Annotated in this window: 30 protein-coding genes, 3 tRNA genes and 1 pseudogene; 20 read left to right on the forward strand and 14 right to left on the reverse strand. The window is 64.4% G+C overall.

The window, feature by feature from the left end; translation table 11 throughout:
* Window position 1: 1 nt before the first annotated feature.
* From DCM79_RS15580 to DCM79_RS15620, 9 genes are read left to right on the forward strand one after another with little or no spacing between them, the layout of a single operon-like run.
* Window positions 2–1,771 carry a branched-chain amino acid ABC transporter ATP-binding protein/permease gene (locus DCM79_RS15580; protein WP_257180765.1) on the forward strand — a complete coding sequence of 590 codons (1,770 nt, stop codon included), beginning with the start codon at window positions 2–4 and terminating at the stop codon, window positions 1,769–1,771.
* Complete coding sequence (locus DCM79_RS15585) at window positions 1,758–2,465, forward strand: ABC transporter ATP-binding protein (protein ID WP_257180596.1); 708 nt, start codon at window positions 1,758–1,760, stop codon at window positions 2,463–2,465. Before DCM79_RS15580 ends, DCM79_RS15585 begins: the two co-directional genes overlap by 14 nt.
* A gap of 36 nt (window positions 2,466–2,501) precedes the next feature.
* Window positions 2,502–3,752, forward strand: a complete 1,251-nt coding sequence (locus tag DCM79_RS15590) for an ABC transporter substrate-binding protein (protein ID WP_257180597.1) — start codon at window positions 2,502–2,504, stop codon at window positions 3,750–3,752.
* Between the two features lie 34 nt (window positions 3,753–3,786).
* Window positions 3,787–5,025 (forward strand): ABC transporter substrate-binding protein, encoded by a 1,239-nt coding sequence (locus tag DCM79_RS15595; protein ID WP_257180598.1) that lies wholly within the window; start codon window positions 3,787–3,789, stop codon window positions 5,023–5,025.
* A gap of 29 nt (window positions 5,026–5,054) precedes the next feature.
* Complete coding sequence (locus DCM79_RS15600) at window positions 5,055–5,435, forward strand: carboxymuconolactone decarboxylase family protein (protein ID WP_257180599.1); 381 nt, start codon at window positions 5,055–5,057, stop codon at window positions 5,433–5,435.
* A gap of 15 nt (window positions 5,436–5,450) precedes the next feature.
* Window positions 5,451–6,221 (forward strand): SDR family oxidoreductase, encoded by a 771-nt coding sequence (locus DCM79_RS15605; RefSeq protein WP_257180766.1) that lies wholly within the window; start codon window positions 5,451–5,453, stop codon window positions 6,219–6,221.
* Between the two features lie 24 nt (window positions 6,222–6,245).
* Window positions 6,246–6,986, forward strand: coding sequence for an SDR family oxidoreductase (locus tag DCM79_RS15610; RefSeq protein ID WP_257180600.1), 741 nt, complete (start codon window positions 6,246–6,248; stop codon window positions 6,984–6,986).
* 23 nt (window positions 6,987–7,009) lie between these two features.
* On the forward strand, window positions 7,010–7,726 hold the full coding sequence (locus DCM79_RS15615; protein WP_049820176.1) for a GntR family transcriptional regulator: 717 nt from the start codon (window positions 7,010–7,012) through the stop codon (window positions 7,724–7,726).
* 24 nt (window positions 7,727–7,750) lie between these two features.
* Window positions 7,751–8,725: a tripartite tricarboxylate transporter substrate-binding protein gene (locus tag DCM79_RS15620; RefSeq protein WP_257180601.1), complete on the forward strand. Its 975-nt coding sequence runs from the start codon at window positions 7,751–7,753 to the stop codon at window positions 8,723–8,725.
* A gap of 201 nt (window positions 8,726–8,926) precedes the next feature.
* Here DCM79_RS15620 and DCM79_RS15625 read toward each other — a convergent pair.
* From DCM79_RS15625 to DCM79_RS15635, 3 genes are all read right to left on the reverse strand, one after another.
* Window positions 8,927–9,000 (reverse strand) — tRNA-Gly (locus DCM79_RS15625).
* A gap of 343 nt (window positions 9,001–9,343) precedes the next feature.
* Complete coding sequence (locus tag DCM79_RS15630) at window positions 9,344–9,547, reverse strand: hypothetical protein (protein ID WP_257180602.1); 204 nt, start codon at window positions 9,545–9,547, stop codon at window positions 9,344–9,346.
* A 25-nt stretch (window positions 9,548–9,572) separates the two neighbouring features.
* Entirely contained in the window at window positions 9,573–9,758 is a 186-nt protein-coding gene (locus tag DCM79_RS15635) for a hypothetical protein (protein ID WP_257180603.1), read from the reverse strand.
* 198 nt (window positions 9,759–9,956) lie between these two features.
* Here DCM79_RS15635 and DCM79_RS15640 point away from each other — a divergent pair, with 198 nt between their 5' ends.
* Window positions 9,957–10,331 (forward strand): YciI family protein, encoded by a 375-nt coding sequence (locus DCM79_RS15640; RefSeq protein ID WP_028137147.1) that lies wholly within the window; start codon window positions 9,957–9,959, stop codon window positions 10,329–10,331.
* On the opposite strand, the gene DCM79_RS15645 is transcribed toward DCM79_RS15640, so the two are convergent.
* Complete coding sequence (locus DCM79_RS15645) at window positions 10,298–10,891, reverse strand: TMEM175 family protein (RefSeq protein ID WP_257180604.1); 594 nt, start codon at window positions 10,889–10,891, stop codon at window positions 10,298–10,300. The genes DCM79_RS15640 and DCM79_RS15645 overlap by 34 nt on opposite strands.
* 122 nt (window positions 10,892–11,013) lie before the next feature.
* Between DCM79_RS15645 and DCM79_RS15650 the strand changes: the two genes are divergently transcribed.
* Both DCM79_RS15650 and DCM79_RS15655 read left to right on the forward strand, forming a co-directional pair.
* The gene (locus DCM79_RS15650; RefSeq protein ID WP_257180605.1) at window positions 11,014–13,071 is read left to right on the forward strand and encodes an ATP-dependent helicase; all 2,058 of its coding nucleotides are present in this window, start codon (window positions 11,014–11,016) and stop codon (window positions 13,069–13,071) included.
* A 72-nt stretch (window positions 13,072–13,143) separates the two neighbouring features.
* Window positions 13,144–14,013: a hypothetical protein gene (locus DCM79_RS15655; RefSeq protein ID WP_257180606.1), complete on the forward strand. Its 870-nt coding sequence runs from the start codon at window positions 13,144–13,146 to the stop codon at window positions 14,011–14,013.
* Here DCM79_RS15655 and DCM79_RS15660 read toward each other — a convergent pair.
* Both DCM79_RS15660 and DCM79_RS15665 read right to left on the reverse strand, forming a co-directional pair.
* Window positions 13,975–14,391 carry a very short patch repair endonuclease gene (locus DCM79_RS15660; RefSeq protein WP_257180607.1) on the reverse strand — a complete coding sequence of 139 codons (417 nt, stop codon included), beginning with the start codon at window positions 14,389–14,391 and terminating at the stop codon, window positions 13,975–13,977. The genes DCM79_RS15655 and DCM79_RS15660 overlap by 39 nt on opposite strands.
* On the reverse strand, window positions 14,388–15,608 hold the full coding sequence (locus DCM79_RS15665; protein WP_257180608.1) for a DNA cytosine methyltransferase: 1,221 nt from the start codon (window positions 15,606–15,608) through the stop codon (window positions 14,388–14,390). The genes DCM79_RS15660 and DCM79_RS15665 overlap by 4 nt, the downstream gene beginning before the upstream one ends.
* Before the next feature lie 58 nt (window positions 15,609–15,666).
* Here DCM79_RS15665 and DCM79_RS31845 point away from each other — a divergent pair.
* Window positions 15,667–15,866, forward strand: a pseudogene (locus tag DCM79_RS31845) (hypothetical protein); the annotation flags it as partial.
* 57 nt (window positions 15,867–15,923) lie between these two features.
* Window positions 15,924–16,904, forward strand: coding sequence for an NADPH:quinone oxidoreductase family protein (locus DCM79_RS15670; protein ID WP_257180609.1), 981 nt, complete (start codon window positions 15,924–15,926; stop codon window positions 16,902–16,904).
* Between the two features lie 70 nt (window positions 16,905–16,974).
* Here the strand turns inward: DCM79_RS15670 and DCM79_RS15675 are convergent, their stop codons facing one another.
* Both DCM79_RS15675 and DCM79_RS15680 read right to left on the reverse strand, forming a co-directional pair.
* Window positions 16,975–17,217: a GIY-YIG nuclease family protein gene (locus tag DCM79_RS15675; RefSeq protein ID WP_257180610.1), complete on the reverse strand. Its 243-nt coding sequence runs from the start codon at window positions 17,215–17,217 to the stop codon at window positions 16,975–16,977.
* A 94-nt stretch (window positions 17,218–17,311) separates the two neighbouring features.
* Window positions 17,312–17,397 (reverse strand) — tRNA-Tyr (locus DCM79_RS15680).
* A gap of 207 nt (window positions 17,398–17,604) precedes the next feature.
* On the opposite strand from DCM79_RS15680, the gene rlmB reads away from it, so the two are divergent.
* Window positions 17,605–18,435, forward strand: a complete 831-nt coding sequence (rlmB, locus tag DCM79_RS15685) for a 23S rRNA (guanosine(2251)-2'-O)-methyltransferase RlmB (RefSeq protein WP_257180611.1) — start codon at window positions 17,605–17,607, stop codon at window positions 18,433–18,435.
* A gap of 79 nt (window positions 18,436–18,514) precedes the next feature.
* Here the strand turns inward: rlmB and DCM79_RS15690 are convergent, their stop codons facing one another.
* Together DCM79_RS15690 and DCM79_RS15695 are read right to left on the reverse strand one after the other, a co-directional pair.
* Entirely contained in the window at window positions 18,515–19,033 is a 519-nt protein-coding gene (locus tag DCM79_RS15690) for a hypothetical protein (protein ID WP_257180612.1), read from the reverse strand.
* A gap of 44 nt (window positions 19,034–19,077) precedes the next feature.
* Window positions 19,078–19,563, reverse strand: coding sequence for a hypothetical protein (locus DCM79_RS15695; protein ID WP_257180613.1), 486 nt, complete (start codon window positions 19,561–19,563; stop codon window positions 19,078–19,080).
* Window positions 19,564–19,844: 281 nt separating this feature from the next.
* Between DCM79_RS15695 and DCM79_RS15700 the strand changes: the two genes are divergently transcribed.
* Window positions 19,845–20,318, forward strand: a complete 474-nt coding sequence (locus DCM79_RS15700) for a hypothetical protein (protein ID WP_257180614.1) — start codon at window positions 19,845–19,847, stop codon at window positions 20,316–20,318.
* 167 nt (window positions 20,319–20,485) lie between these two features.
* A tRNA-Thr gene (locus DCM79_RS15705) sits at window positions 20,486–20,560 on the forward strand.
* Here the strand turns inward: DCM79_RS15705 and DCM79_RS15710 are convergent.
* Entirely contained in the window at window positions 20,561–20,761 is a 201-nt protein-coding gene (locus DCM79_RS15710) for a hypothetical protein (RefSeq protein ID WP_257180615.1), read from the reverse strand.
* A 74-nt stretch (window positions 20,762–20,835) separates the two neighbouring features.
* Window positions 20,836–21,549 carry a class I SAM-dependent methyltransferase gene (locus DCM79_RS15715; protein WP_257180616.1) on the reverse strand — a complete coding sequence of 238 codons (714 nt, stop codon included), beginning with the start codon at window positions 21,547–21,549 and terminating at the stop codon, window positions 20,836–20,838.
* A gap of 80 nt (window positions 21,550–21,629) precedes the next feature.
* Here DCM79_RS15715 and DCM79_RS31790 point away from each other — a divergent pair, with 80 nt between their 5' ends.
* The 3 genes from DCM79_RS31790 (at window position 21,630) to DCM79_RS15730 (ending at window position 23,203) form a co-directional block, all read left to right on the forward strand.
* Window positions 21,630–21,980, forward strand: a complete 351-nt coding sequence (locus DCM79_RS31790; protein ID WP_306556664.1) for a hypothetical protein — start codon at window positions 21,630–21,632, stop codon at window positions 21,978–21,980.
* A 265-nt stretch (window positions 21,981–22,245) separates the two neighbouring features.
* On the forward strand, window positions 22,246–22,620 hold the full coding sequence (locus DCM79_RS15725; RefSeq protein WP_257180617.1) for a hypothetical protein: 375 nt from the start codon (window positions 22,246–22,248) through the stop codon (window positions 22,618–22,620).
* Between the two features lie 328 nt (window positions 22,621–22,948).
* Window positions 22,949–23,203, forward strand: coding sequence for a hypothetical protein (locus DCM79_RS15730; protein WP_257180618.1), 255 nt, complete (start codon window positions 22,949–22,951; stop codon window positions 23,201–23,203).
* Between the two features lie 29 nt (window positions 23,204–23,232).
* On the opposite strand, the gene DCM79_RS31795 is transcribed toward DCM79_RS15730, so the two are convergent.
* Window positions 23,233–23,475: a DUF6719 family protein gene (locus DCM79_RS31795; RefSeq protein ID WP_028137189.1), complete on the reverse strand. Its 243-nt coding sequence runs from the start codon at window positions 23,473–23,475 to the stop codon at window positions 23,233–23,235.
* Between the two features lie 254 nt (window positions 23,476–23,729).
* Window positions 23,730–24,440 (reverse strand): outer membrane protein, encoded by a 711-nt coding sequence (locus tag DCM79_RS15740; protein ID WP_257180619.1) that lies wholly within the window; start codon window positions 24,438–24,440, stop codon window positions 23,730–23,732.
* Between the last annotated feature and the right edge of the window lie 79 nt (window positions 24,441–24,519).

Consider the following 24,519-nt stretch of genomic DNA (forward strand, 5'->3'; position numbering starts at 1 on the left):
CATGCTCCGGATGCGCTCCCTTCTGCCTCCCCTGCTCTTCACGCTTGCCTACGCTGTCGTATCGCTCGGCGTCACCAATTCCTACTACCAGCTCATCCTGACGCTGGTGCCGGTGTGGGCGGTGTTCGGGCTGTCGTGGAATCTGCTCAGCGGTTATACCGGCCTGATCTCGTTCGGCCACGCCGCCTTCTTCGGAATCGGCGCCTATGCGACCGCGCTGGGCCAGATCTATTTCGACATTTCGCCGTGGCTGCTGATCCCGATCGCGGCCGTGCTCGGCGGCATCGCCGGGCTTCTGATCGGCTTTCCGACCTTCCGCCTGCAGGGCCACTATTTCGCGCTGGCGATGCTCGCCTATCCGCTCGCCATTCTCTACGTTTTCGAGTGGCTCGGCTTCCAGGAGGTCACGCTTCCGATCAAGCGCGACGCGCCGATCGCCTTCATGCAATTCACCGATCCCCACGTCTACACGTTGCTGGGCCTCGCCATCATGCTCGGCACCATCATGCTGACGCAATGGATCGAGCGCTCCCGCTTCGGCATGGCGCTGCTCGCGATCAAGCAGAACGAGGCCGCGGCCGAGGCCGCCGGCATCAACACGCTGGCCTGGAAGCTGCGCGCGATCACGCTGAGCGGCGCGATCGCCGCCGCGATCGGCGGCTTCTACGCCCAGGTGCTACTGGTCGTGACGCCGCAATCGGTGTTCGGCATGCTGGTGTCGGCGCAGGCGCTGACGGTTGCGATGTTCGGCGGCGTCGGCACGGTCTGGGGACCCGTGATCGGCTCGGTGATCCTGATTCCCCTCGCCGAGATCCTGCACGCCGAAGCCGGCGCGCGCTTTCCCGGCATCCAGGGCGTGATCTTCGGCTTCGCCATCGTCGGCGTCATCCTGATGGCGCCGGAGGGGCTGTTCTGGAAGCTGCGCGATCTCCTGCGCAGGCGTACGGCACCCAAGGCCTCGGCCAGCGATACAGCGGAAGCTGTCGCCAACGTCACGACGCTGAAGCCGGCCGCGCGGCAACGCGCCGCCAAGGGCGAAGTCATGCTCGAGGTCAAGAACCTCTCGCGCTCCTTCGGCGGCCTCAAAGCCGTGCAGGATGTCAGCTTCAAGCTGCACAAGAACGAGATCCTCGGCATCATCGGCCCGAACGGCGCCGGCAAGACCACCCTCTTCAACCTCCTCAACGGCTTCCTGAAGCCTAGCCAGGGTGAGGTGCTGATCGACGGCCGCAACATGTCGGGCCAGCGGCCGCACGTGATCTGCGAGGCCGGCATCGGCCGCACCTTCCAGGTGATGCGGCCCTTCCTGCGCATGTCGATCCTCGACAATGTGGTGGTCGGCGCCTATGTGCGCGCACGCACCGACGACGAAGCCCGCAAGCTTGCGGCTGATGCGGTCGCCCGCGTCGGCCTCTCCGCCGTCGCCGACCGTGTCGCCGGCGAGCTCTCCACCAAGGAGCTGCGGTTGATGGAGCTGGCCCGCGCGATCTCCGGCCAGCCGCGCATCCTGCTGCTCGACGAAACGCTCGCGGGCCTCGGCCATGGCGAGGCGGACGAAGTCGTCGCCGTGATCCAGCAGCTCGCGCGCGACGGCATGACCATCGCGATCATCGAGCACACCATGCAGGCCATGGTTCGCCTGGTCGACAGCTTCCTCGTGCTCGACCACGGCGCCGTCATCACCGAGGGCCTGCCCGAAGTCGTGACGCGCGACAGTCGCGTGATCGAGGCCTATCTCGGCAAGAAATGGGTGGGCCATGCTGCGAATTGAGGGATTGAGCGCAGGTTATTCGACGAAGCCCGTCCTGAACCACGTGTCGATCGATGTCGGCGCAGGTCAGTTCGTCGCGATCGTCGGCCCCAACGGCGCCGGCAAGACCACGTTGTTCAAGACCATCTCCGGCATCGTCAAGCCGAGCAGCGGATCGATCACCTTCGACGGCGTCGATCTGCTCGCGGTGCCGCCGCCGCAGCGCGCCCATCTCGGTATCGCCCATGTCCCGGAGGGACGCCAGGTCTTCCCGTCACTGACCGTGATGGAGAACCTGGAGATGGGTGCAATGACGGAGAGCGGCCGCCGCGACTGGCAGGCCAACATCGAGCGCATCTTCGACTGGCTGCCCGTGCTGAAGGAACGCCGCAACCAGTTCGCCGGCACGCTGTCCGGCGGCCAGCAGCAGATGCTCGCGATCGGCCGAGGCCTCGCCTCCTCGCCGAAGCTGTTGATGCTGGACGAACCCTCGATGGGGCTGGCGCCCTCGACCGCGGACTTCATCTTCGAGCGGCTGATCGATATCCGCCGCCAGTCCGGGCTGACCATGCTGCTGGTCGAGCAGCGCGTTGCGGAAGCGCTGGAATCCGCTGACCACGGCTATGTCCTCGAAGCCGGCCACGTCGTGCTCCAGGGCAACAACGCCACGCTGCGCGCCGACGACCGCGTGCGCAAAGCCTATCTCGGCATGTGACGACCAAGAAAAAACAGGGAATTGGGAGCAAACAAGATGAGCAAGACTTCGAAAGGCAAGATGGCGAACGGACTGACCCGCCGGACCGTGCTGTCCGGTGCCGCCGCCGTCGGCCTCGCCGGCGTGGCGCGCGCGCAAGTCCCGGCGGAGATCAAGGTCGGACTGATCGTGCCATTGTCAGGCATCTACACCCGCCCCGGCCAGGTCATGAAGATGGGCGCCGAGATGGGCATCGAGCACATCAACGCGCAGGGGGGCATCAAGGCGCTCGGCGGCGCCAAGCTTAAGCTGGTCGTGATCGACTGCGGCGACACCACCGAGAAGGCCAAGAACGCGGCGCAGCGCATGGTGGCACAGGAGCCCGACCTCGTCGCCGCAACCGGCGCCTATCTCTCCTCCTTCACGCTCGCGGTCACGGAAGTGACCGAGCGCGCCGAACTGCCGGTGCTGACGCTGTCCTACTCGGACCTTCTGACCGACCGTGGCTTCAAATACATCTTCCAGACCGCCGCGACCGCGAGCCGCCAGTCCGAGCTCGGCCTGCCGACATTGATGAAGCTCGCCGAGAACGCCTCCGGCAAGAAGCCGAAGACCGTGGCGATGCTGATGGACAACACCGCGACCTCGGTCGCCACCGCCAAGGCGCTCAAGGAGAAGCTGTTCGCGCAGGAAGGTCTCCAGCTCGTCGTCGAGGAAGTCTGGACCCCGCCGCTGTCGGATGCGACGCCGCTGATCCAGAAGGTGCGCTCGGCCAAGCCCGACCTGCTGCTGTTCATGCCGAATGCGGTGTCGGACGCCAAGCTTGGCCTCGAGAAGATCAGCGAGTTCGGGCTCGGCCAGGGCAAGATCCCGACCGTGTCCTTCAGCATCACCATCGCCGAGCCCGATATGCTGCAGAGCGTCAGCCCGGAGACCGTACAGGGCATCATGACCATCGTCGCCAATTGGGGCTCGAAGGGCCACGAGGCGCTGATCGCCGAGCTCAAGGCCAAATACAAGGAGCCCTGGATGACGCAGAACGTCATCTCGACCTATGGCGACATGTGGCTGATGAAGGAAGCGCTGGAGAAGGCCGGCAAGGCCGATCGCAATGCGGTCGCGCAGGCTTTCCGCACCATGGATGCCGGCCCGTCGAAATATTACCCGGGCGGCCAGCTCAAGTTCGACGACAAGGGCCGCCGCGTCGGCGCCGGCGTCGTCATCGTGCAATGGCAATCGGGCGTGCCTGTCACCGTTTATCCGCCCGAGCTCGCACAGGCGCAGCCGTTCTGGCCGAAGAAATCCTGAAGCGTCGCGCGGATTTTCAGGGAGGAGAATTGTCATGACTGCAAAGAGCAAGACCACGATCTCTCGCCGAACATTGCTGGCCGGTGCCTCCGGCACGCTGATCGCATCCCGCGCTGCCTGGGCGCAGCAGCCTGCCGAGGTAAAGGTCGGCCTGCTGGTGCCGATCTCCGGGCTCTACGCCCGCCCGGGAACGGTGATGCGCGAGGGCGCCGAGATGGCGATCGACCACATCAACGCGCAAGGCGGCGTCAAGGCGCTCGGCGGCGCCAAGCTGAAGCTCGTGGTGCTCGATTCCGGCGACACCACCGAGAAGGCCAAGAACGCCGCGCAACGCATGGTGGCGCAGGAGACCGACCTGGTCGCGGCGAGCGGTGCCTATCTGTCCTCGTTCACGCTCGCGGTCACCGAGGTGACCGAGCGCGCCAACCTGCCCATGCTCACCCTCTCCTACTCTGACCTGATCACCGAGCGTGGGTTCAAATACGTGTTCCAGACCGCCGCCACCGCGGGGTCGCAGGCACGGCAAGCATTGCCGCAGATCATCAAGCTGGCGGAGACGGCCGCGGGCAAGCGGCCGAAGACGGTCGCGATCCTCACCGACAACACCGGCGCCTCGATCGCCTCCGCCAAGGCGATGCGCGATGGCCTGCTGGCCGAGAACCAGCTGCAGCTGATCGTCGACGAGACGTTTACGCCGCCGCTCGCCGACGCGACCTCGCTGGTGCAGAAAATCCGTTCCGCCAAGCCGGACCTGCTGTTCTTCCTGCCCACGGTGATCTCGGACGCAAAACTGCTGCTCGAGAAGATGAACGAGTTCGGCCTCGGTCAGGGCAAGATCCCGACGATCTCGTTCGGCATCGCGATCGCCGAACCGGACATGCTGCAGACCGTCAGCCCAGAACTGCTGCAGGGCGTTCTGACCTGCGTCGCGAGCTGGGGCGCCAAGGGCCATGAGGCGCTGATCGCCGAGTTGAAGACTCGCTACAAGGAGCCGTGGATGACGCAGAACGCGATCTCCACCTATGGCGACATGTGGGTGATCAAGGACGCGCTGGAGAAAGCCGGCAAGGCCGATCGCGTCGCCGTCGGCGAAGCGCTCCGCACCATGGATGGCGGGCCCTCGAAATACTATCCGCTAGGCGAGATCAAGTTCGACGAGAAGGGCCGCCGCGTCGGTGCCGGCATGACCATCGTGCAGTGGCAATCCGGCGTGCCGGTCACGGTGTTTCCGCCGGAGCTCGCGCTGGCGAAGCCGTTCTGGCCAAAAAGCTGACATCCGCCCCAGAAGAAACGGAGACCACAATGGACAAGGCGACCTACGACCGCGGCCTCGAAATCCGCAAGAGCGTGCTCGGCAACGAGTTCGTCGACAAGGCGATCGCGTCGGCCGACGAGTTCAACCGCCCAATGCAGGACCTCACCACGGAATATTGCTGGGGCTACGTCTGGGGCCGCGAGGGCCTTACACTGAAGACCCGCAGCTTCCTGAACCTCGCGATGCTGTGCGCGCTCAACCGCCCGCACGAGCTGAAGACTCATGTCCGCGGCGCACTCGCCAACGGCGCGACCAAGGAGGAGATCCGCGAGGTCTTCATGCAGGTCGCGATCTATTGCGGCGTGCCGGCCGGCGTCGATGCCTTCCGCAACGCGAAGGAGGTCTTCGCCGAGCTCGACAAGAAGTAGCGGAGCAGGTTCGTGATGAAGGGCAAATGGGCGCTCGTGACCGGTGCGACGGCAGGCCTCGGCCTTGCGGTCGCGGAAGGCCTTGCCGGCGCGGGCGCCAACATTGTCCTGCACGACCTCGCTCAGCCGAAGCAGGCTGCAGACGATCTGCGCGCCCGCTTCGGCATTGAGACGATCGCAGCCGGCGCCGACCTGTCGCGCCGCGAAGCGATCGAGACCATGATGACGGATCTGCGCGACCGCTGCGGCGCCATCGACGTCCTCGTCAACAACGCCGTCGTCAGGCATTTCGCCGCGATCGAGCAGTTTCCGCCCGACCGCTGGGACGAGGCGCTGGCCGTCAATTTGTCGGCGCCGTTCCACCTCATCCGCCTGGCGCTGCCGGCGATGAAGCAGCGCGGCTGGGGCCGGATCATCAATATGGGCTCGATCTATTCGAGCCGCGCGGTCGAGCACCGCATCGACTACGTCACCACCAAGACGGCGATCGCAGGCATGACCCGCGCCGTCGCCATCGAGACGGCGCGCAGCGGCATCACCTGCAACACTCTCTGCCCCGGCACGCTGCCGACGCCGGCCATCCTGAACAAGATCGCGGGGATGGCGGAAAGCAGCAGCCGTCCCGTCGCGGAGGTCACGCGCGACTATCTCGGCGAGCGCCAGCCCACGCAGCGCTTCATCGAGATGGACGCCGTCGCGGCCATGGTCGTCTTCCTCTGCGGCCCCGCCGCAAACGACGTCACCGGCGCCAGCCTGCCGATCGACGGGGGCTGGTCCGTGGCATGAGCACATGGGAACGGGAGTTTTGCGATGACTGAGCGATCAGGCCAGACCGCCGTGCTCACGGGCGCCGCCGGCGGCATGGGGCGCGCCATCACCAAGGCGCTGCTGGACAGCGGCCGCCGCGTCGTGCTGGTCGATCGCGACGCCAAGGCGCTTGAACAACTGGCGGCGACGGCAGGCGATGCGGTGGTCCCGATCCAGCTTGACGTCAGCGATGCCAAGGCTGTCGATCGCCTGCCCGATGCCATTCCCGCTCATTTCAAGCCGGTCGATATCCTCATCAACAATGCCGGCCACGACATCGGCGGCCGGACGCGCTTCGACATCGGTTGTGCCGACGACTGGTCCAACATCATCCAGACCAATCTGATCGGCCTGATGCGCGTCACCCGCGCGATCCTGCCCGGGATGGTCCAGCGCAACGCCGGCCATATCGTCAACATCAGCTCGATCAACGCGGTGCGGATCGTGCCCGACATGGCCGCCTACAGCACCAGCAAGGCGGGCGTGCACATGTTCACCGAGACCCTCCGCGGCGAGCTCGCGGACACCGCGATCCGGGTCACCGAGCTGCAGCCCGGGCTGACCCGCACCAACATCATCCTGACCCGCTACCGCGGCGATCAGCAGAAGGAAAAGGAATATTTCGACCAGTTCAGAATGGCGCTCGATCCGGCCGATATCGCGCGGTCGATCGTGTTCGCCCTCGACCAGCCCGCCCACGTTCAAATTGCCGAAATGATGATTCTGCCTGTAAACCGGTACTGAGTTTTCCCGAACAGGACCAGAACATGGAAAGACGCCGCGAATTGCAGTCGACACTCCGCATCGAGGACGTCCCGACCGTCCGGGCGATGGTGGCGCAGAAGCTGCGTGCGGCGATCATGTCGGGAACGCTGAAGCCCGGCCAGCGCCTGGTCGAGCGCGAGCTCTGCGAGATGATGGGCGTCAGCCGTCCCTCGATCCGCGAGGCGCTGCGGGCGCTCGAGGCCGACGGGCTGGTCAACACGGTCCCGCACCGCGGCCCTGTTGTGTCCACGATCAGCCTGGAAGAGGCGCGGCAGCTCTACGCCGCACGCGCGGTGCTCGAAGGCTTCGCCGGACGCGAATGCGCGCGGCTGCACGATCCCGAGGTGGCACGCCGGATCGGCGACGCCCTGACGCGGCTGAAGGCCGCCGCCGCCAAGCAGGATCTCGTCGGCAGCCTCGAAGCCAAGACCGATTTCTACGCAGCGCTGATCGGCGGCTGCCGCAATGCGTTCATCGAGCGCATGCTCAAGCCGCTGCACGATCGCATCCAGCTGCTGCGGATCACCTCGATGTCGCAGCCGAAGCGGATCAACAAGAGCCTGCGCGAAGTCACTGCGATCTGGCGAGCGATCCAGAACGGCGACCCGGATCTCGCCGAACGCTGCTGCGTCGACCACATCAATGCGGCTGCGGTGGCAGCGCTCGACATGATCGAAAAATCGTCGGCGGCCAAGGAGGCGGCGCCTACCGACGACTAGAACAATGCCGCCAGGGAGTGTTCGATGACGTTTCTCGTACGATCGCTGATCCTGTTCCTCCTGCTCTATCCCTGCGGCGCGGCGATCGCGGACGACTACCCCGCCCGCCCGATCACGGTCATCGTGCCGTTCTCCGCCGGCGGGCCCGGCGACGTCATCGCGCGCATCCTCGGCAGCGCCATGAGCGCGACGCTGAAACAATCCATCGTCATCGAAAATGTCGTCGGCGCCGGCGGCACGCTCGGCACCAACCGCGTCGCCAAGGCGGCCCCTGACGGCTATACGTTGCTGCTGATGCATGTCGGCCAGGCCACGGCACCTGCCCTTTACGCCAAGCTGCCGTTCGACCCAGTCGGCGACTTCGCGCCGATCGGGCTCGTCACCGACGTTCCGATGATCCTGGTGGCGCGGCCGAACTATCCCGCCAAGGACCTCGGCGAGCTCATCACGCAGATTCGCAAGGCCGGCGACAAGGTTACTTTCGGTAATGTCGGTCTCGGCTCGGCATCGCAGCTCTGCGGCCTGATGTTCATGAGCGCTACGGATACCAAGCTCACCCCGATCTACTACAAGGGCGGCGGACCGGCGCTGAACGACGTCATCGCCGGCCACATCGACGTCTATTGCGATCCCGCGACCGGACCGACGCCCTACATCCAGTCGAACACGATCAAGGGCTACGCGATCACCAGCAAGACGCGCGTTGCAACGCTGCCTGAGGTGCCGACCTCGACGGAATCCGGCGTTCCCGAATTCGACGTGACGACTTGGTATGGCCTGTACGCGCCGAAGGGGACGCCGAAACCGGTGATCGACCATCTCGTCGCCGCCTTGCAGGCGGCGCTGAGAGACCCCGCACTGATCAGCCGCTTTGCCGAGCTCAGCATGGCTCCCGTCGAATCCGAGCGTGCGACGCCGGAAGCGCTCGAAGCGTTCTTGAAAGCCGAGATCGGCAAATGGAAACGGATCATCAAAGCCGCTGGCATCGATCCGCAGTAGACGCTAGCGGCGGAGAGGCCGATGCCTCTCTACATGCTGCGATAGCGCACAATGCACGACGACGAAGCAAAGCAGGATGCGCAAATGAACGCATCAAGCACCGAGCGAAAACAAGCGCAAGGAAAGTGACCGATTGTCAGAATGGGAATGCGCGTCTTGTCAGAATGAAAAGGCCCTGACGCGCTAAGTTATTGAAAACATTGGAGCGGGTGAAGGGAATCGAACCCTCGTATTCAGCTTGGAAGGCTGCTGCTCTACCATTGAGCTACACCCGCGCTACGGGCTCCCTAACACGGCCGGGCGGCGGTCTCAACTGCTGAGGACGCCGCGTTCCGGCATGTCCTCGGCTCTGCGAATCGCACCGGTTCCTTCCGGACTCGCCGCCCCCTTAACAGCCGCCGCCATGCCGCCTATATTGAGATCTTCCGCAACCAACGAAAGGAGGTGATCCAGTGTCTCTTACCAAGCGCTGTCACCTCGCTGGGGTCGCCCGCTAAGCTCCGATGAGAGGCTTGGCATCGGGGCGGTCTCAGCCCTGGACCAGCGAGCACGAAATCGGGCGCGACGGGGTTTCCCCGCCGCGCCTTTTTCTTGGCGCGGGTTGGAGCGCTCGTTCGGTCAGCCCGTGCGAAGCCGCTCGCGCAACGCGACGGCCGCGATCGATATGCCGACACACCAGGCTATGACTGCCCGGTGCGGCTCCCCGCCGAGCACCAGTGTGGCGATGCTCGCGAGCAGGCACGGCGCAATGGCCTTGCCGTTGCGGCTCACGAGCGAGACCAGAAACGGCATCGCCGCGATCGATATCTGCAGGACGTCCATGGCAGGCAGACGGTAGCCGCAAGCTTCAGAAGCCGCAGACGTTGGTGGCGCGCGGACGCTTGCCGCGCCGGCTTTCCACGATGCGCTCGCCGCCGTTCTCGGCCGAGCTGCCGTAATAGCGGTGATGGCCGCTCTGATCGTGCAGATCGGCCGTCTCCGATGGTTTGGCGCGACGTGCGTCGCAAATGATCCTGGTGTTGTGACCCGACATTGCCGCCTCCAGCAAAACCTTGTTGTTTATGGTCCATCAGTCGCGACCGCTTCCGGCCGCGTTCACGCGGCAAGGGTGCAATCGGGTTTCAGGACGGTTTCGTCACTTGCGGGCGGCGCAATATTTTGCTTCGGGATTGTCGGCACCGCCTGCGGTGCAACGTCCTTGGTGTCTGTGCAGAAAAACAACGAGGTGACGATGCTTTACGCCATCCTGGCCTACCATGTGGAAGACGAGGTCATGTCCTGGACGCCGGAGCAGGACGCCGCCGTCGTGGCCAAAGTCATCGAGGTTCAAGCGCCGCTCAGGGAAAGCGGCCAGTTTGGACCGGCAGCCCGTCTGGACGAGACCCGAAAGGCCCGGACCCTGCGTGGCCCCGGCGCGGGCATGGTGCTGGACGGGCCGTTTGCCGAGACCAAGGAGCAGCTTCTGGGCTTCCATTTGATGCAATGCGCCACCGAGGAGGAGGCGATCGCCGCGGCGCGGAAGCTGCGGGCGGTCAATCCGACCGCGGTCTACGAAATCCGCCCGGTCAAGCTTTACGTGCCGGCCGACGGGTTCGGCGCGACGTAAAAGCGCTGGATCAGCAGCCCGCCAAACGCGAGGAACCACACGAAGGGCGCGAAATGCGGCGCGAACGCCGCAACGATCGTGCCCGGGATGAACACGGCAACCGGAAACAGGGACGCCATGATCTCGCGGCCCCAGCTGCGCAGGATCGTCCACCACAGCAAGGCATTGAGGCCGGCGATCGCGGTCAAATGCAGGCCGTAGAGCACCGCCACGGCGTTGCTCGTGGCGTAATTGGTATAGAGCCCGTTGGTCACCGGCAGCAGCACGATCGAGAGCAGAAAAAACAGGTTGAGGACCACCATGCCGCGGCTGCCGACGGGCTGGCGTGCCAGTCGGCGGTGATGGCTGATCCAGAACACACCGGCGATGATGAAGCTGAGCGCAAAGCCGGCGAGCTTGCCGGAATAGACCCGTGCCAGATCATTCCAGTCGGGCGCGGTGCTGAAGACCGCGGCCTTGGGCAGATCGTAGGCCAGCAGCGTCATGGCGACGCCGAAAATGGTGTTGCTGAGCGATTCCAGCCGCCGCATCTCGAACTGGTCGGGCTTGAGCTCGGTCATCTGGCCATGGGTTGCGGGAACTTCGGGCTGTCTTTCCCCCTAAATCCTAAACCCGGTTTCGTCCAGCTGCATTGCGATTCGCGATGGGATGGCCGACTCTCGGCCTTTCACCGGGGCGATTCGTGGCGACATATCTGGACACGCTCAATGCGGAGCAGCGCCGCGCCGTCGAGCATGGCGTGGCCGACGGTGAGACATTGGGTGCGCCCCTGCTCGTCATCGCCGGCGCCGGCTCCGGCAAAACCAACACCCTGGCCCACCGCGTCGCGCATCTCATCGTCGCCGGCGCCGATCCGCGCCGCATCCTCTTGATGACGTTCTCCCGCCGCGCGGCAGCCGAGATGGCCGGCCGCGTCGAGCGCATCGCCCGCAAGGTGCTCGGCGAGAACAACGCCGCGATCATGCGCGAGGCGCTGACCTGGGCCGGCACCTTCCACGGCATCGGCGCGCGGCTGCTGCGCGAATATGCCGAGCGGATCGGCGTCGATCCCGCCTTTACCATCCACGACCGCGAGGATTCCGCCGACCTGATGAACCTGGTCCGGCACGAGCGCGGCCTGTCCAGGACCGAGAGCCGCTTTCCCGCCAAGGGCACCTGCCTGTCGATCTACTCGCGCTGCGTCAACGCGGAGATGGAGATCGAGAAGGTGCTCGGCCAACATTATCCCTGGTGCGCCGGCTGGGCCGCCGAGCTGAAGGGTCTGTTCGCCGCTTACGTCGAGGCCAAGCAGGCCCAGCACGTGCTCGATTACGACGACCTGCTGCTGTACTGGTCGCAGATGATGAGCGATGCGCTGATCGCCGAGGAGATCGGCGGCCGCTTCGACCATGTGCTGGTCGACGAATACCAGGACACCAACCGCCTGCAATCCTCGATCCTCCTGGCGCTGAAGCCCGACGGACGCGGACTGACCGTGGTCGGCGACGATGCGCAGTCGATCTACTCGTTCCGTGCTGCCACCGTGCGCAACATCCTGGACTTCCCGCAAAGCTTCTCGCCGCGCGCGGAGATGATCACGCTCGACCGCAATTACCGCTCGACTCAGGCCGTGCTGGCCGCGGCCAACGGCGTGATCGGCCTCGCCCGCGAGCGCTTCACCAAGAACCTGTGGACCGACCGCAGCTCGGGGCAGAAGCCGCAGCTCGTCACCGTGCACGACGAGGCCGACCAGGCACGCTACATCGTCGAGGAGGTGCTGGCGAACCGCGAGCAAGGCGCGCTGCTCAAGCACCAGGCCGTGCTGTTCCGGACGTCCTCACATTCCGGTCCGCTGGAGATCGAGCTGACCCGCCGCAACATTCCCTTCGTCAAGTTCGGCGGGCTGAAATTCCTCGACGCAGCGCACGTCAAGGACGTGCTGGCGCTGCTGCGCTTTGCCGAAAATCCGCGCGACCGCGTCGCCGGTTTCCGCATCCTGCATCTGCTGCCTGGCATCGGGCCTGCGACTGCGCAGCGCGTGCTCGACCAGATGGCGGAGAGCACCGATCCGCTTCAAACGCTTGGCCAGCTGCCGGTGCCGGCGCGCACCGGCGCGGACTGGACCGACTTCGTCCGCACGACCCAGAACCTGCGCTATTCGGAATGGCCCGTCGATCTCGAGCGTGTGCGGCTCTGGTACGAGCCGCATCTCGATCGCATACACGAGGATTCGGAGACGCGCCGCGCCGACCTGATGCAGCTCGAGCAGATCGCGAGCGGCTATTCCAGCCGCGAGAAATTCCTGACCGAGCTCACGCTCGATCCGCCGGATGCGACCAGCGACAAATCAGGTCCGCCCTTGCGCGACGAGGATTATCTGATCCTCTCCACCATCCATTCCGCCAAGGGCCAGGAGTGGAAATCGGTGTTCGTGCTCAACGTCGTCGACGGCTGCATGCCGTCAGATCTCGGCGCCGGCACCAGTGCCGAACTGGAAGAGGAGCGCCGCCTGCTCTATGTCGCGATGACGCGCGCCAAGGACGATCTCCACCTCGTCGTTCCCCAGCGCTTCTTCACCCACGGCCAGGCCGCCAAGGGCGACCGCCACGTCTACGCCTCGCGCACCCGCTTCATCCCGGAGCAGCTGGTCTACCTGTTCGAGCGCACCGCCTGGCCGAAGGCAGCCGCGGGTGGCGCGCGTACCGCGGCGCAGGGGCCGAAGATCGACATCGGGGCGCGGATGCGGGGCATGTGGCGGTAGACGCGAACGGAAACTGAGCATTTCCGACCTCCAACGGCCCTTGTGGTGTCCGTCGCGGGGCATGTAAACAGCATGTGGATCAATACAATCGAGGCGCGAATGCACGGGCCAGCAATACTCGTACGAACGCTATCGAAGACGAATATCAGCGATCGCTATCAGAATTCGTGGCAATACCACTCAAGGAGTGATCGCCATTCGAAGATCGGCTGCTGGGGAGTGATTTTCGATTTATTGGCGACAACCCCACTTCTGAAGCGACATGTGGAGGCCGGAACAGTTTGCTTCGGCATCAACCACGAAATGCGAGACTTCGTCCATGATAGAAAGAAGAATCTGGATCTCGTGCTCTGTACGCCGGGTGGACCTGCGACCTCAGAGACTTTAGCCAGCATCGCCGAGGAATACGGCATCGACCTGACTCCGGAGGAGCGAACGACATTCGAAAAGCTTCCACAGCTTGCGCGCGCCCCGGTCGGCTCCGTTCTGATGGCTCTCGAAGCCAAGGCCTGTATGACGGCTCATCAGCGAGCTCTCCCCCGTCTGTACGATGAGCTAAACTCGTCGCACCTCACCGTACACGGAGCAAGCGACGAGGCCATAGCGGTCGCCTTCACCATGGTGAACGTCGCGGAAACCTATCTGAGCCCGGATCTGAACAAGAAGAACAGACCGTCCGATCCAGAATGGAGTCGACACAAGCAACCTAGAGATGCTCAGCTTGCAATCGACAAGATAAAGCAGCTGCCCCGTCGCTCGCGAGTGGGCGATGTCGGCTATGATGCGATATCCATCGTCGTGATCGATATGGCCAACGATGGCAGGCCAGTTCTATTCGTCGAGTCTCCTCCCGCTCCGCCGAAAGATGACATCTACAACTACGGAGGCATGATCGCGCGCCTCTCAGGAATTTATGCGACTCGGTTCAAGGATCTTGGTTAGCTTGTCTCGGATGCGGCGCTCCTGACATTCCCAGATTACGAGGACACGGTATCCCTCCCTTCGAAGTAGCCGCGCGCTTCGAGCATCCCTGCGCTTGTTATCGCGGAACTTCTCGAGCCAAAACCTGCGGTTGGACTTCGGTATCGTCGCCTTGTAGCAGCCCGTGTGATGATGCCAAAAACAACCATGCACGAATACTGCCCATCGCTTCGATCGATTGGCAAAGTCCGGACTACCGGGCAGCTTTCTGACGTTCTTGCGATAGTGCAGCCCCAGATCACGCAACGCGGACGCAACCGCCGCTTCGATCTTCGTGCCCTTTTGCCTTATCCGCGCCATCCGTGCGGACGTTTCTGCGTCGGTGCGAACAATCCTCATTCCGCGGCGACGGCATAGTTCGAATTGCTCGACGCAACATGAAGCTCCATTCGAGCAAGATGCTGACGGAGTCGATCTTGAAAACCATCCGCGAATCGAAGCTTCGCTCTTTCGGTTCTCGAAAGGAAGCCACGCGTTGCTCGTGCTGAAAGGAGCTTTCCGTCATATCGCAGAAAAGCCGTCAGAGACGAGCGCCGCTCCCACTTCGGATAAGCATTGATGTGAACGGCGTGCCGTCGTCTGCCGTCAAAACGTGCGGCCTTGGGCCATCGGCCATTCGCCGGCAATTCGCAGTCGCGGCTGAACTCATATGCGCCTGGACGAGCCAGGCGCGAGCCCACCCATTTGGCCACAGGGACCGTAACTGCGTTTCCGACGAGAGACCAACGAATGGACGTCCGTGAAACTTCCTCAGCTGGACGGGTCCAGTTTTCCGGAAAACCTTGAAGGCGCTCCGCGTCTCGGACGTCTGGTGTGATCACGTCACCCGAGGGAAGCAGGATAGCGGGGGGCGACGCGATCCCCACTGTAGAACCGTTCTTCAACGTAGGAATGGAATCCGGCGCCCAGCCAAGCCCACGAACCCCCTCGGTCCAATAAAATCCGTGTGCATGAGCGCTGAGGTCAGTCGAAGCCAATGCTGGCTCTGCTTCGTCCGTAAGAACTACCGACGCGGGATCAACCTCGGTGGTGGTCGCAACGAAAAGCACGCGCTCTCGGCGTTGGGGTAAGAACGAGAGACTATTCACCACTCGATAAGCCCAGCGATAGCCAAGCTCTTCGAAAGCCTCGACAAGGGTACGCATGCCACTTCCCTTGTCGAGTTGCAGCATGAACGACACGTTCTCCAGAATCACCCAGGGCACTCGCCGTCGATCGAGCAACCGAAAGATCTCCCCGACTAGTCCCGAGCGGGCGCCGCCAATACCTGCAGTTCGACCAGCTTGGCTCAGGTCTTGGCAGGGGAAACCACCTGCTATCAGATCAGTGTCGCCTGGAAGCGACTTGAGCTCCCGAACATCGCGTTTACACGGAACGTCCGGCATTCTGGCAGCAAGCACCGCGCGAGCGGGTTCCCAGATTTCGCAGAGCAGGCTCGGCTCATGTCCAGAGGCAGCCAGACCCCGCTCCAGTCCGCCGATGCCAGCGAATAAGCCTGCAACCTTCACTTCCAACCCCAACCGATTCGGAACACTGCTTCTATGCAACGATAGCATGTTCTTATTTTGTTCTCAACCACATTCATGCTTAGCTCACAGGAAATGCCCTAGTTGCCCTTGGGCTCGATTCACCCACGGCCAGGCCGCCAAGGGCGACCGCCACGTCTACGCCTCGCGCACCCGCTTCATCCCGGAGCAGCTGGTCTACCTGTTCGAGCGCACCGCATGGCCGAAGGCCGCCGCAGGCGCTGCGCGCAGCGCGGCGCTGGGCCGAAGATCGACATCGGCGCGCGGATGCGGGGGATGTGGCGGTAGACGCAAGAGGCCGGTCGTGGGACCTGTCAGGACAACTGGAACAGCAGAGGTCGGGACATGAAAGCCGTTGTCGTCGAGCAATACGCCCCAATCGATCAGATCGAGCTCAAGGACGTCCCGCCTCCATCCATGGACCCGGGCCAGTTGCGCGTCCGCGTCGAAGCCGCGGGGATCGGCTTTGTCGACGGCTTGAAGATCGAAGGGCGCTACCAGACCAAGGATCCCCTTCCCTTCATTCCCGGGACGGAGTTCGCAGGCGTGGTGACGGACGCGCCCGGGGCACCCGGCGGCTATCAGCCCGGCATGCGCGTGATGGGGATGACGCGCTCCGGCGCACTTGCCGAGGAGATCGTCGTCAGCCCCGCAGCGCTCCATCCGCTGCCGGACGGCGTTGCGGCCGAGGTCGCCGCCTCGTTTCGCGCCAATTATCTGACCGCGCTCTATGCGCTCAGTGCACGCGCCTCGCTCGGCGCAGGCGAACAGCTTCTGGTGCTGGGCGCGGCCGGCGGCACGGGGATCGCAGCCGTCCAGATCGGCAAGCTGCTCGGCGCGCGCGTGATCGCGGCAGCGTCGACGCCGGACAAGCGCCAATTCGCGCAGGCGCACGGCGCCGACACCGTGATCGATTATACGCAGCCCGGCTGGCGCGACACGCTGAAGGAGTTGACCGGAGGACACGGCGCCGACGTCATCTTCGATCCCGTCGGCGGCGAGATCTCGGTGCAGGCCTTTCGATCCATCGCCTGGCGCGGACGCCATCTCGTGGTCGGCTTTGCGGCCGGTGCCATCCCCGCTCTGCCGTTCAATCTCCCGCTGCTGAAAGGCGGCGCCCTGCTCGGCGTCGACCTCGCTCAGATCCCGCTGCGTGAGCCCGAGCTGCAGAAGCGCCTGATGTCGCAATTGACCGGCTGGCTCGCCGACGGCCAGCTCAAGCCCGTGGTCGGCCGCGTCTTCGCGCTCGAGGATTTCCGCGACGCGTTCAGAGCCATGCAGACGCGCGCGGCGCTCGGCAAGATGGTGGTGCGGATCGCGCGATAGAACGCCACCGACGCAAGGTGGTGCCGATGGTCAGGGAGATGATGGGGGAATAGTCTCAGCCCGACTTCACTCACCAGAGTCTCTTTTTCGCGAAGGCGTGGCCCGAACCGGATTTCAAGTAACGTTCAAACTCACGTGCCTTCGCAATGTCCGAGAAGGCCACGTAAGTCACCAGTCGCCAGGGCATGTACTTCGAGGTGTGCGGTGACTTGCCTGCATTGTGGTCTGCCAGGCGCTGCTTGAGATCCATAGTCAGGCCGATATAACGCTGACCTCCGAACTTTTCGCTCTCCAGAAGATAGACATAGTGCATCGCCGCCGCCCTCCTTCGCCAAGGCTTCGGAGGGCATCCTGCTTCGCGCAGTGAAGGGCTGCAATCCTGCGAAGCGCGTCAGCGCGAAGCAGGATGGTGGGGGAGGCAGGACTCGAACCTGCGAAGCCATGAGGCGGCTGATTTACAGTCAGCTCCCTTTGCCACTCGGGACACTCCCCCGCTCGACGGCAGCACAATCGGGCCGGACCTTGCCGGCGGACCGAAGACGGCCATGGAACGTGAAGGCCGCGACAGCCCGGATGGGGGCGCGACCGGGCGCGGTTATGGGCGAAGCGGTGGGGTAAAGTCAACCGAGGCGAACAGCTAAAATCGCCCTCGCGGGCGCTCAAATTGCCATATTCCGGGACCCGTGACACAAGCGAGCCCATGAAGGATCGAAAATTCGCACCAAAGGGTTCCCGCGGCGGAGCTAAGCCCTTCAACAGGCCAGGGAAATCGGCCGGCCGGCGGGCCTGGCGGGACCGCGATTCGCACCCCGACGGACCGGCCATCCTCTACGGCTGGCACACGGTCACCATGGCGCTGGCCAATCCGGCGCGGCGGATCCGCAAGCTGACGCTGACCGAGAACGCAGCGAAGCGGCTCGCGGACGAGAACATCGCGACCCCGGTCACGCCCGAGATCGTTCGGCCTCAGGAGATCGACCGTCTGCTGTCGCCCGACGCCGTGCACCAGGGCCTGCTCGCCGAAGCCGATCCCCTGCCCTCGCCCGATATCGAGACCCTGAAGCAGGAGGGCATGGTGCTGGTGCTCGACCAGATCACCGATCCCCACAATGTCGGCGCCATCCTGCGCTCGGCCGCAGCGTTCGCGGTCAAGGCCATCGTCACCACCGCGCGCCACAGTCCGGAAGCGACCGGCGTGCTGGCGAAGGCCGCTTCAGGCGCGCTCGAACTGGTGCCTGTCGTCACCGTGCAAAACCTCGCTCGTGCGCTCACCGAACTGAACGAGCGCGGCTTCCAGACCGTCGGGCTCGACAGCGAAGGCAGCGAGGACCTCTCGGACGTCGCGCTGCGCGAGCCGCTCGCGCTGGTGCTGGGGGCCGAAGGAAAAGGTCTGCGGCAATTGACCCGCGAGACCTGCAGCGTCGTGGCGCGGCTCGACATGCCCGGCGAGATCAAGAGCCTCAACGTGTCGAATGCCGCCGTGCTCGCGCTCTATGTCGGCGCGAGCCGGCTGGGACTGATGAAGCGCTAGCTCCTTCGCCTCGCATCGAAAAGCAAACGCCCGTCCGCAATGCGCGGACGGCCGTTTCGTCACTCGGTCCGATCAGAGATCAGTAGTAGCGGCGCAGCACGCGGTGGCCACCGTAGTACGGCGCCGGCGCGTAGCGGTGAGCGTAGCCGTAGCGCGGAGCGTGGCGGTGGGCGTAGCCGTAGTTCACGCGCGGCAGATAGCCGTAGCGCGGACCGTAGCCATAGCGGTACGGACGGTAGTACGGGCGGTGATGCGGAGCCACTGCGGCGCGATAGCCATATCCGTAATTGCCATAGCCGTAGTTGGCGGGCGCGACGACCGCGTCCTCACGGTAGGTCGGATACGGCGCGAAGGCGCCCGGGCCGGTGTAGGTCGGGCCCTGGTTGACGTAGTAATATTGCGTGGTCGGCTCGGCGAGACGCTCGTAGGCGCCGTAGCCGTAGCCATAGCCGTACCCGTAGCCGCCGCAGCCGGTGTTGCAGCCGGAATAGACCGGCGCGACGGGCTGGCACGGATTGAAACCGCAGGCCGCGGCCGGCGCGGTGGCGGCGAACATCACGGCAGCCGCCGCGACCAGTCCCGAAATCATCTGACGCATTACTCTCTCCTGTTGATTTCCGTGTTGTTGGATTTTGACGTTTCTTAACCCGGCGGCCTACCGGGGACCTCGACATGCGGCCGCGGTCGCGGTGGCCGCGGACGATTGTTGATCTCGGGCGCGTAGATCACTGGCGGCGGATCGACGGGCGGATCCATCTGCGCCGGCAACGGCGCCGATTGCGCGCCCCAACTCTGGTGATAGCTCTCGGCCGGCTTCGGCAATTTGCGGTTCGCGGGCGGCTCAACCTCGAGCCGGCCGTAACCGGGCCGCAGGCCCAGCGTCGGATAATAGTGGCCGACATTGTCGGGCTGACGCTCGGCGATATAGCGTCCGCCATAGATCGTGGGCTGCACCTGCTGGTTCTTGCCCAGGCCCCAGACACCCTCGACCACCGCATAGGACGCGTCGATATTGTTGATGATGATCGGCACGCCGGGACGGCCGGGAATGACGATATCGAAGCCCTCGCCGGCAAACGCGGTCGCAGGCAATCCGATCAGAAAGGCGGCGAGCGCTACAGCGCGCATGAGGAGACCCCGGTTATGCGGCTGCAACCTAGCCGATCACGACGTAGAGAGAGTTAAGGCGCGCTCACCAACTTCCGGTAAGCCTAATGCGTAAGGATTGCGCCGCGCTCAAATGCAGGGAAGCGGGCTAGTGAAGCGTTAACGGCACAGGGCGCGCCGCACGGAACCGCGCCGCGCGCTCACCTCGGTTTGAGCGTTTAGCGTTCGAAATTCCCCAGTTCAGCGGAACGTCCGGCGCCGTGAGTGTTTAGCTCTCGTCAACAAAATGGGAGCCAACAACCATGACGATTAGACTTCTCGGAGCGACGGCGATTGCGGCGACCATGCTGGCGGGCTCTGCCATGGCGCAGTCTGTGGTCAACGAACCCGGCCGCTGCTCGGCGCAATTCCCCAACGCCAACTGCCAGAACCTCGGCCCCGGCACCCCTTACACCGATCGTGGCAACCGCCAGCGCCGCGTGTCCCACCGGCAGACCAATGCCGATTGGAATAACGACTGGAACAGGAGCCGCACCGGCTTCTGGCCGACCGACGTCGCGGCCGGCGTAGCCGGCGCCGCGATCGGCACCGCCGGCGCGATCGCGACCGCACCGTTCCGCGGCTGGGACAATTCCTATGCCTACGACAATCGCTGGAATAATTCCTGGGACAATCGCAGCTGGGACACCCGCTCCTATGCCGAGCGTAACGGCTTCGTCTGCACGCCAGGCACCTGGTTCAAGGGACAAGACGGCCGCCGGCACATCTGCCAGTAAGGCGATCTGAATCGATGTGAGAGATCAGGCGGCCCCGAGGGCCGCCTGATTCATGCTGGTGCCACGACCTCCCGGGTTCTGGCACTTTTCGATCAAGTCTGGTATTGCGGCGCGCACGGGCGGACAGCCCCGGCGCCTGCCGGCCCTGCCCGTGTCTTTCAGGCGTCGCCGGCTTAGCTCAGCGGTAGAGCAGCGGTTTTGTAAACCGAAGGTCGGGGGTTCAATCCCCTCAGCCGGCACCATCAAAGACCCAGGATTCCGCGAACCACCGGGACGAAGAAAAACGCGGCAAGCCCGAGAAGCATGCCGATGACGAGCTTCACGTATCGCCCGGCTACATTTGCATCCAGCCAGTTTCCCACCTTTGTAAACAAGGCAAGCGACCAGGCCTCGACAACGGACCTCGCAATCGGAAGCAGCAATTCTCTGATGATGCCGGTCATGCCACTTTGTGGCGCCAGGCTCCGAAGCGGTTCAATGCCGCAGCGTCCGAGGCGCGAATCTCACGTCGCGGCCGTCACACATCCGTGGCCATGCGGTCGCGATCCGGCAACTCGTCCAGCCGCCATAGCCCGAGGCTCTTGTCGCGCCAGCCGCCGTCGCCCTCCTCGCAGCGTTCGTCGATCAACGCGCGCGGCGCGGGCCAGTCGAACGGTGCCTTCGTCATGTTGAGCGCTCGCCAGTCGCCGTCCTCGCAATCGCGATTGTGCTCGACTTCCGGAAACGTCGTGACGAGCAGGAATTGCGCCCCGGTCTCCCGAAAGCGCGCGACGGCGCGGGCGATGTTCTCAAAACTCAGATGCACCAGGCAGTCGCGGCACAGGATCAGGTCGGCACGCGGCAGGGCATCGCGCGTGATATCGGCAACGAGGAAGCGGCCGGCCAGCTCGCCGTCCGCCACGCGCCGGTTGTTGGCGGCGATCAGCGAGGGCACGATGTCGATGCCGATGTAGTCGAGCTCGAGCTTGATGCGGCCAATCCAGCCCGCATCGCCGCAGGGCGCATCAAGCAGCGAGCGCGCGCCGAGCCGTTGCAGCAATGACGGAAGCGCCTCCCGGATGGCGGCGGTGGCGGTGTCCTCCGAGCCGAGGCCCGACACCGAGCTGGCCGCGCCCCAGAGGTTGGTCTGCTCGATCCGCTCGAACCGCGCGGCGAGATCGAGGCCCACGAAATTATCGCGGTCGGCGACGAAGCGTTCGTGAGCCAGCACGGGGGGACGATTGGCGATCATCTGACGGGCGCGAGTCGAAATTGCGATGCGGGACATCATACAGCGAACGCCGCCGATGTGGTCAGGTTGTGATGACGGCCGTGCGGTTCGTCATCGTCTCGGGATTTCTGCTGGCGCTGTCGATGGCATTCGCGTCCCGAACAGAGGGACTCGCGGAACCAACGACGCACGTCGTTCGTTCTCGACCCATGCGAATTCGCGAAGAAAACCGGAATATGTTTCTGCTGGCGACGGTGACACTATTCTGTGGCGCCGTGGCCGGGACGTTGACGCTGCTTGAGCCGGTGTTTCAGCCGGCCCCCGAGAGGCAGGTCGCCGAGCGGACTGTGGCCGAGCGGACTCTGATCGACGTGACCAGGATCTCGGATCAGAGGCCGGTTCGGGTGGTGGGCGCGCCGTTCGAGCCCAACGTCAACCCGCGCGAGCGATAGCTCATCTCGGCGATGCCTTGGTGCCTTCCTCGGGCCGGCCATGGGCACGCGCCAATTCCTCCACGAACGCGATCACCTCCGCCCGCCTGTCGGGCGGAAGCGACAGGAACGCGCGGATCAGCCTCAAGCCATCCACTTCGGCCGAACGTTCTTTCCCGGACTCCATCCGTCCACTTTCGGGCGACCGGGAAAAATATGCAACCCTTGTCAACCGTCTTGATTCGGCGCAGCCGCTTTGCTGGAATGGCGGCGGCTGAGGTGGATCATGAAATGGATCAGGGAACGCGACGCGCTGATCGCGCAGACACTGGCCTTCGTCCAATCGGTGACCGGCAGGACGGATGAGCTCCTGCGGCCGGGCGCGCCGCCGGAGGCTTCGGCGGCGACCATCGAGGCCGTCGCGGTCGAGACCGTCATGGTCGAGGTCGAGGCACCCCCGGCCCCTCCGCAGCCTCAGCCCATCCAGCTTTCGCCGCCGCGGACAACCGGCGATTTCCGCACCGAGATGCAGGCCCGCATCGCCAATTTCCGCAAGCATCAGGAACGGTTCGAGCGCGAGCGCGAGGAATATTGTGCGCAAACCCTGACCAGATTGCGCGCCGCCCTCCGCGACGCCCCTGGCCCGCTGGCCAAAAAGTAAAGTTGGCCCCGTCAGAGGGCCGACAGCCAGATCCCACAGCCAAGACTTATAGCCAAGACCACACCAGCCAAAGATTGGCAGCGCAGGCGCCGAGGAGCGCCAGCGTCAGCGGCAGGAGCATGTGCCCGCAGGAGGTGTTCAGGTGGCTCGTCATGGCGGAAAACATCCGCTGATTCCGCCAAATGAGTCCCGGGGATTCTTTTTTTCGCGATTCAGGACTCGTTAAGGACTCAAGGCCCGGCGCGCCCGATCACGGGCCCGTGATCGACCGCCACCTGGAACGCCCGGGCACGTGGGGCCGTTAACGGGCTTTCCGGAGCGGAAAGCAATGCCCTACGCCCTGTTCTGCAACGACGCCCAGATCAGCAAGGCCTATCCGAGCGAGTCCGACGTCTGGAAGCTCGCGCAGCGGAGTGGCCTGGTCTTGGATGTCAACGCCGACGAGGACCGTCCGGGGCCGCGCCGGGTGCTCGACAATGACTACGAGATCAAACCCTGCCGGGCTGCCCCGGGCGAGGACCCCGCCAGGAACAAGGCCGAGGCCGAGCGCCAGTCCAGGATGGAGCTTGAGCTGAATTCGTGAGGGGCTGCCGGCGGAAGCCGCAGGGGGGATCAGGGCGTCGCGGTCGCCAGCGAGGCCTGCTCACCAGGCATAGCCACGCAGGCCTTGCGGCGGTGCAACCCGCGGATCGCGCCGGTGACTTTCATCACCTTGCCCGACGGACACGAGGCGTCCTTGACGAAAGCCACCTCGTAAGGTGCCAACATCAGAGGCTCGGATTTGAGGATTGTCTGTGCAGAGCACGGCAGGCCCAAGAAGCACGAGAGCACCACCGCCGACACCAAGATACGCATGTCCGTCGTCCCACCAGCCCGGTAATTGTCATATAACGCGTTCCGGAGCGCGAGTTCCGTAAGCGGCAAAAATTATTTTTGCTTTACCCGAGATCCATGACGCGCGTGAGAAAGCGCGCGCCGGAATGTTCGTCTGCAAATGACGCGCCAGATGGTTCACGCATTGCAAATGCAGGGCCGGCCGACGGGCGGACGGCGGACAGACGAAAGGCCGGCGGAGCCGGCCTTTGTCAGAGCGTGGTCGTAGTCGTGGGTCAGTAGCGCGAAGCTGCCGGACCGCCCCAGCCGAAACGGTAGTTCACACCGACCTTGACGGTATGCTCGTCCTCCCGGCCGCGGACCCCGACGATTTCGGCCGGACCCGAGGTGAAGGTGGTGCTGCCGAAATTATAGTACTGGTACTCGGCCTTGGCGGACCAGCTCGGCGCGAACATGTACTCGAGACCGGCGCCGACCGTGTAGCCGTCCTTGCTGTTGCCGGTCGTGGTGAAGGCCTGCGGCACGCCGGCGATGTTGACGCCAAGATTGTTGTTACGCCAGGCGTAACCGCCCTTGGCGTAGAGCAGCGTCGGTCCCCAGGTGTAGCCGATACGGCCGGTCACCGACCCGATCTGGTCGGTGTTGGACGTCACCTGCGTGCCCAGCGGGAACGTGACGCCGTTGTTGTTGGTCGGCAGCCACGAGTACTGAGCCTCGATACCCATCACCCAATTGGGGGCGAACTGGTAGTCGAAGCCGCCCTGCACGCCGCCCATGAACCGGGCGTCGCTGGACTGGAAGCTGTTGTCGCCGGCAAACGCGCCGCCGACATGACCGCCGATATAGAAACCGGTCCAATTATAGATCACCTGCGGCGGCGTATAGGCCGGCGCCTTGGCATAGGTGCGCGGCTGCATGTCCGCCGCTGCGGCCGGCGCGGCCAGCGCAAGCAGAGCAACAACTGCACCCAGCAAAATCGATTTCATGATCATCCCCGTTCTTTCATTTACGACACTCAGGAAACAACGTGGCGTGAATTGGGTTGCTTCACGGCAATGCCGGAAC

This window comes from Bradyrhizobium sp. WBOS07 (assembly GCF_024585165.1).
Taxonomy (GTDB): Bacteria; Pseudomonadota; Alphaproteobacteria; order Rhizobiales; family Xanthobacteraceae; genus Bradyrhizobium; species Bradyrhizobium japonicum_B.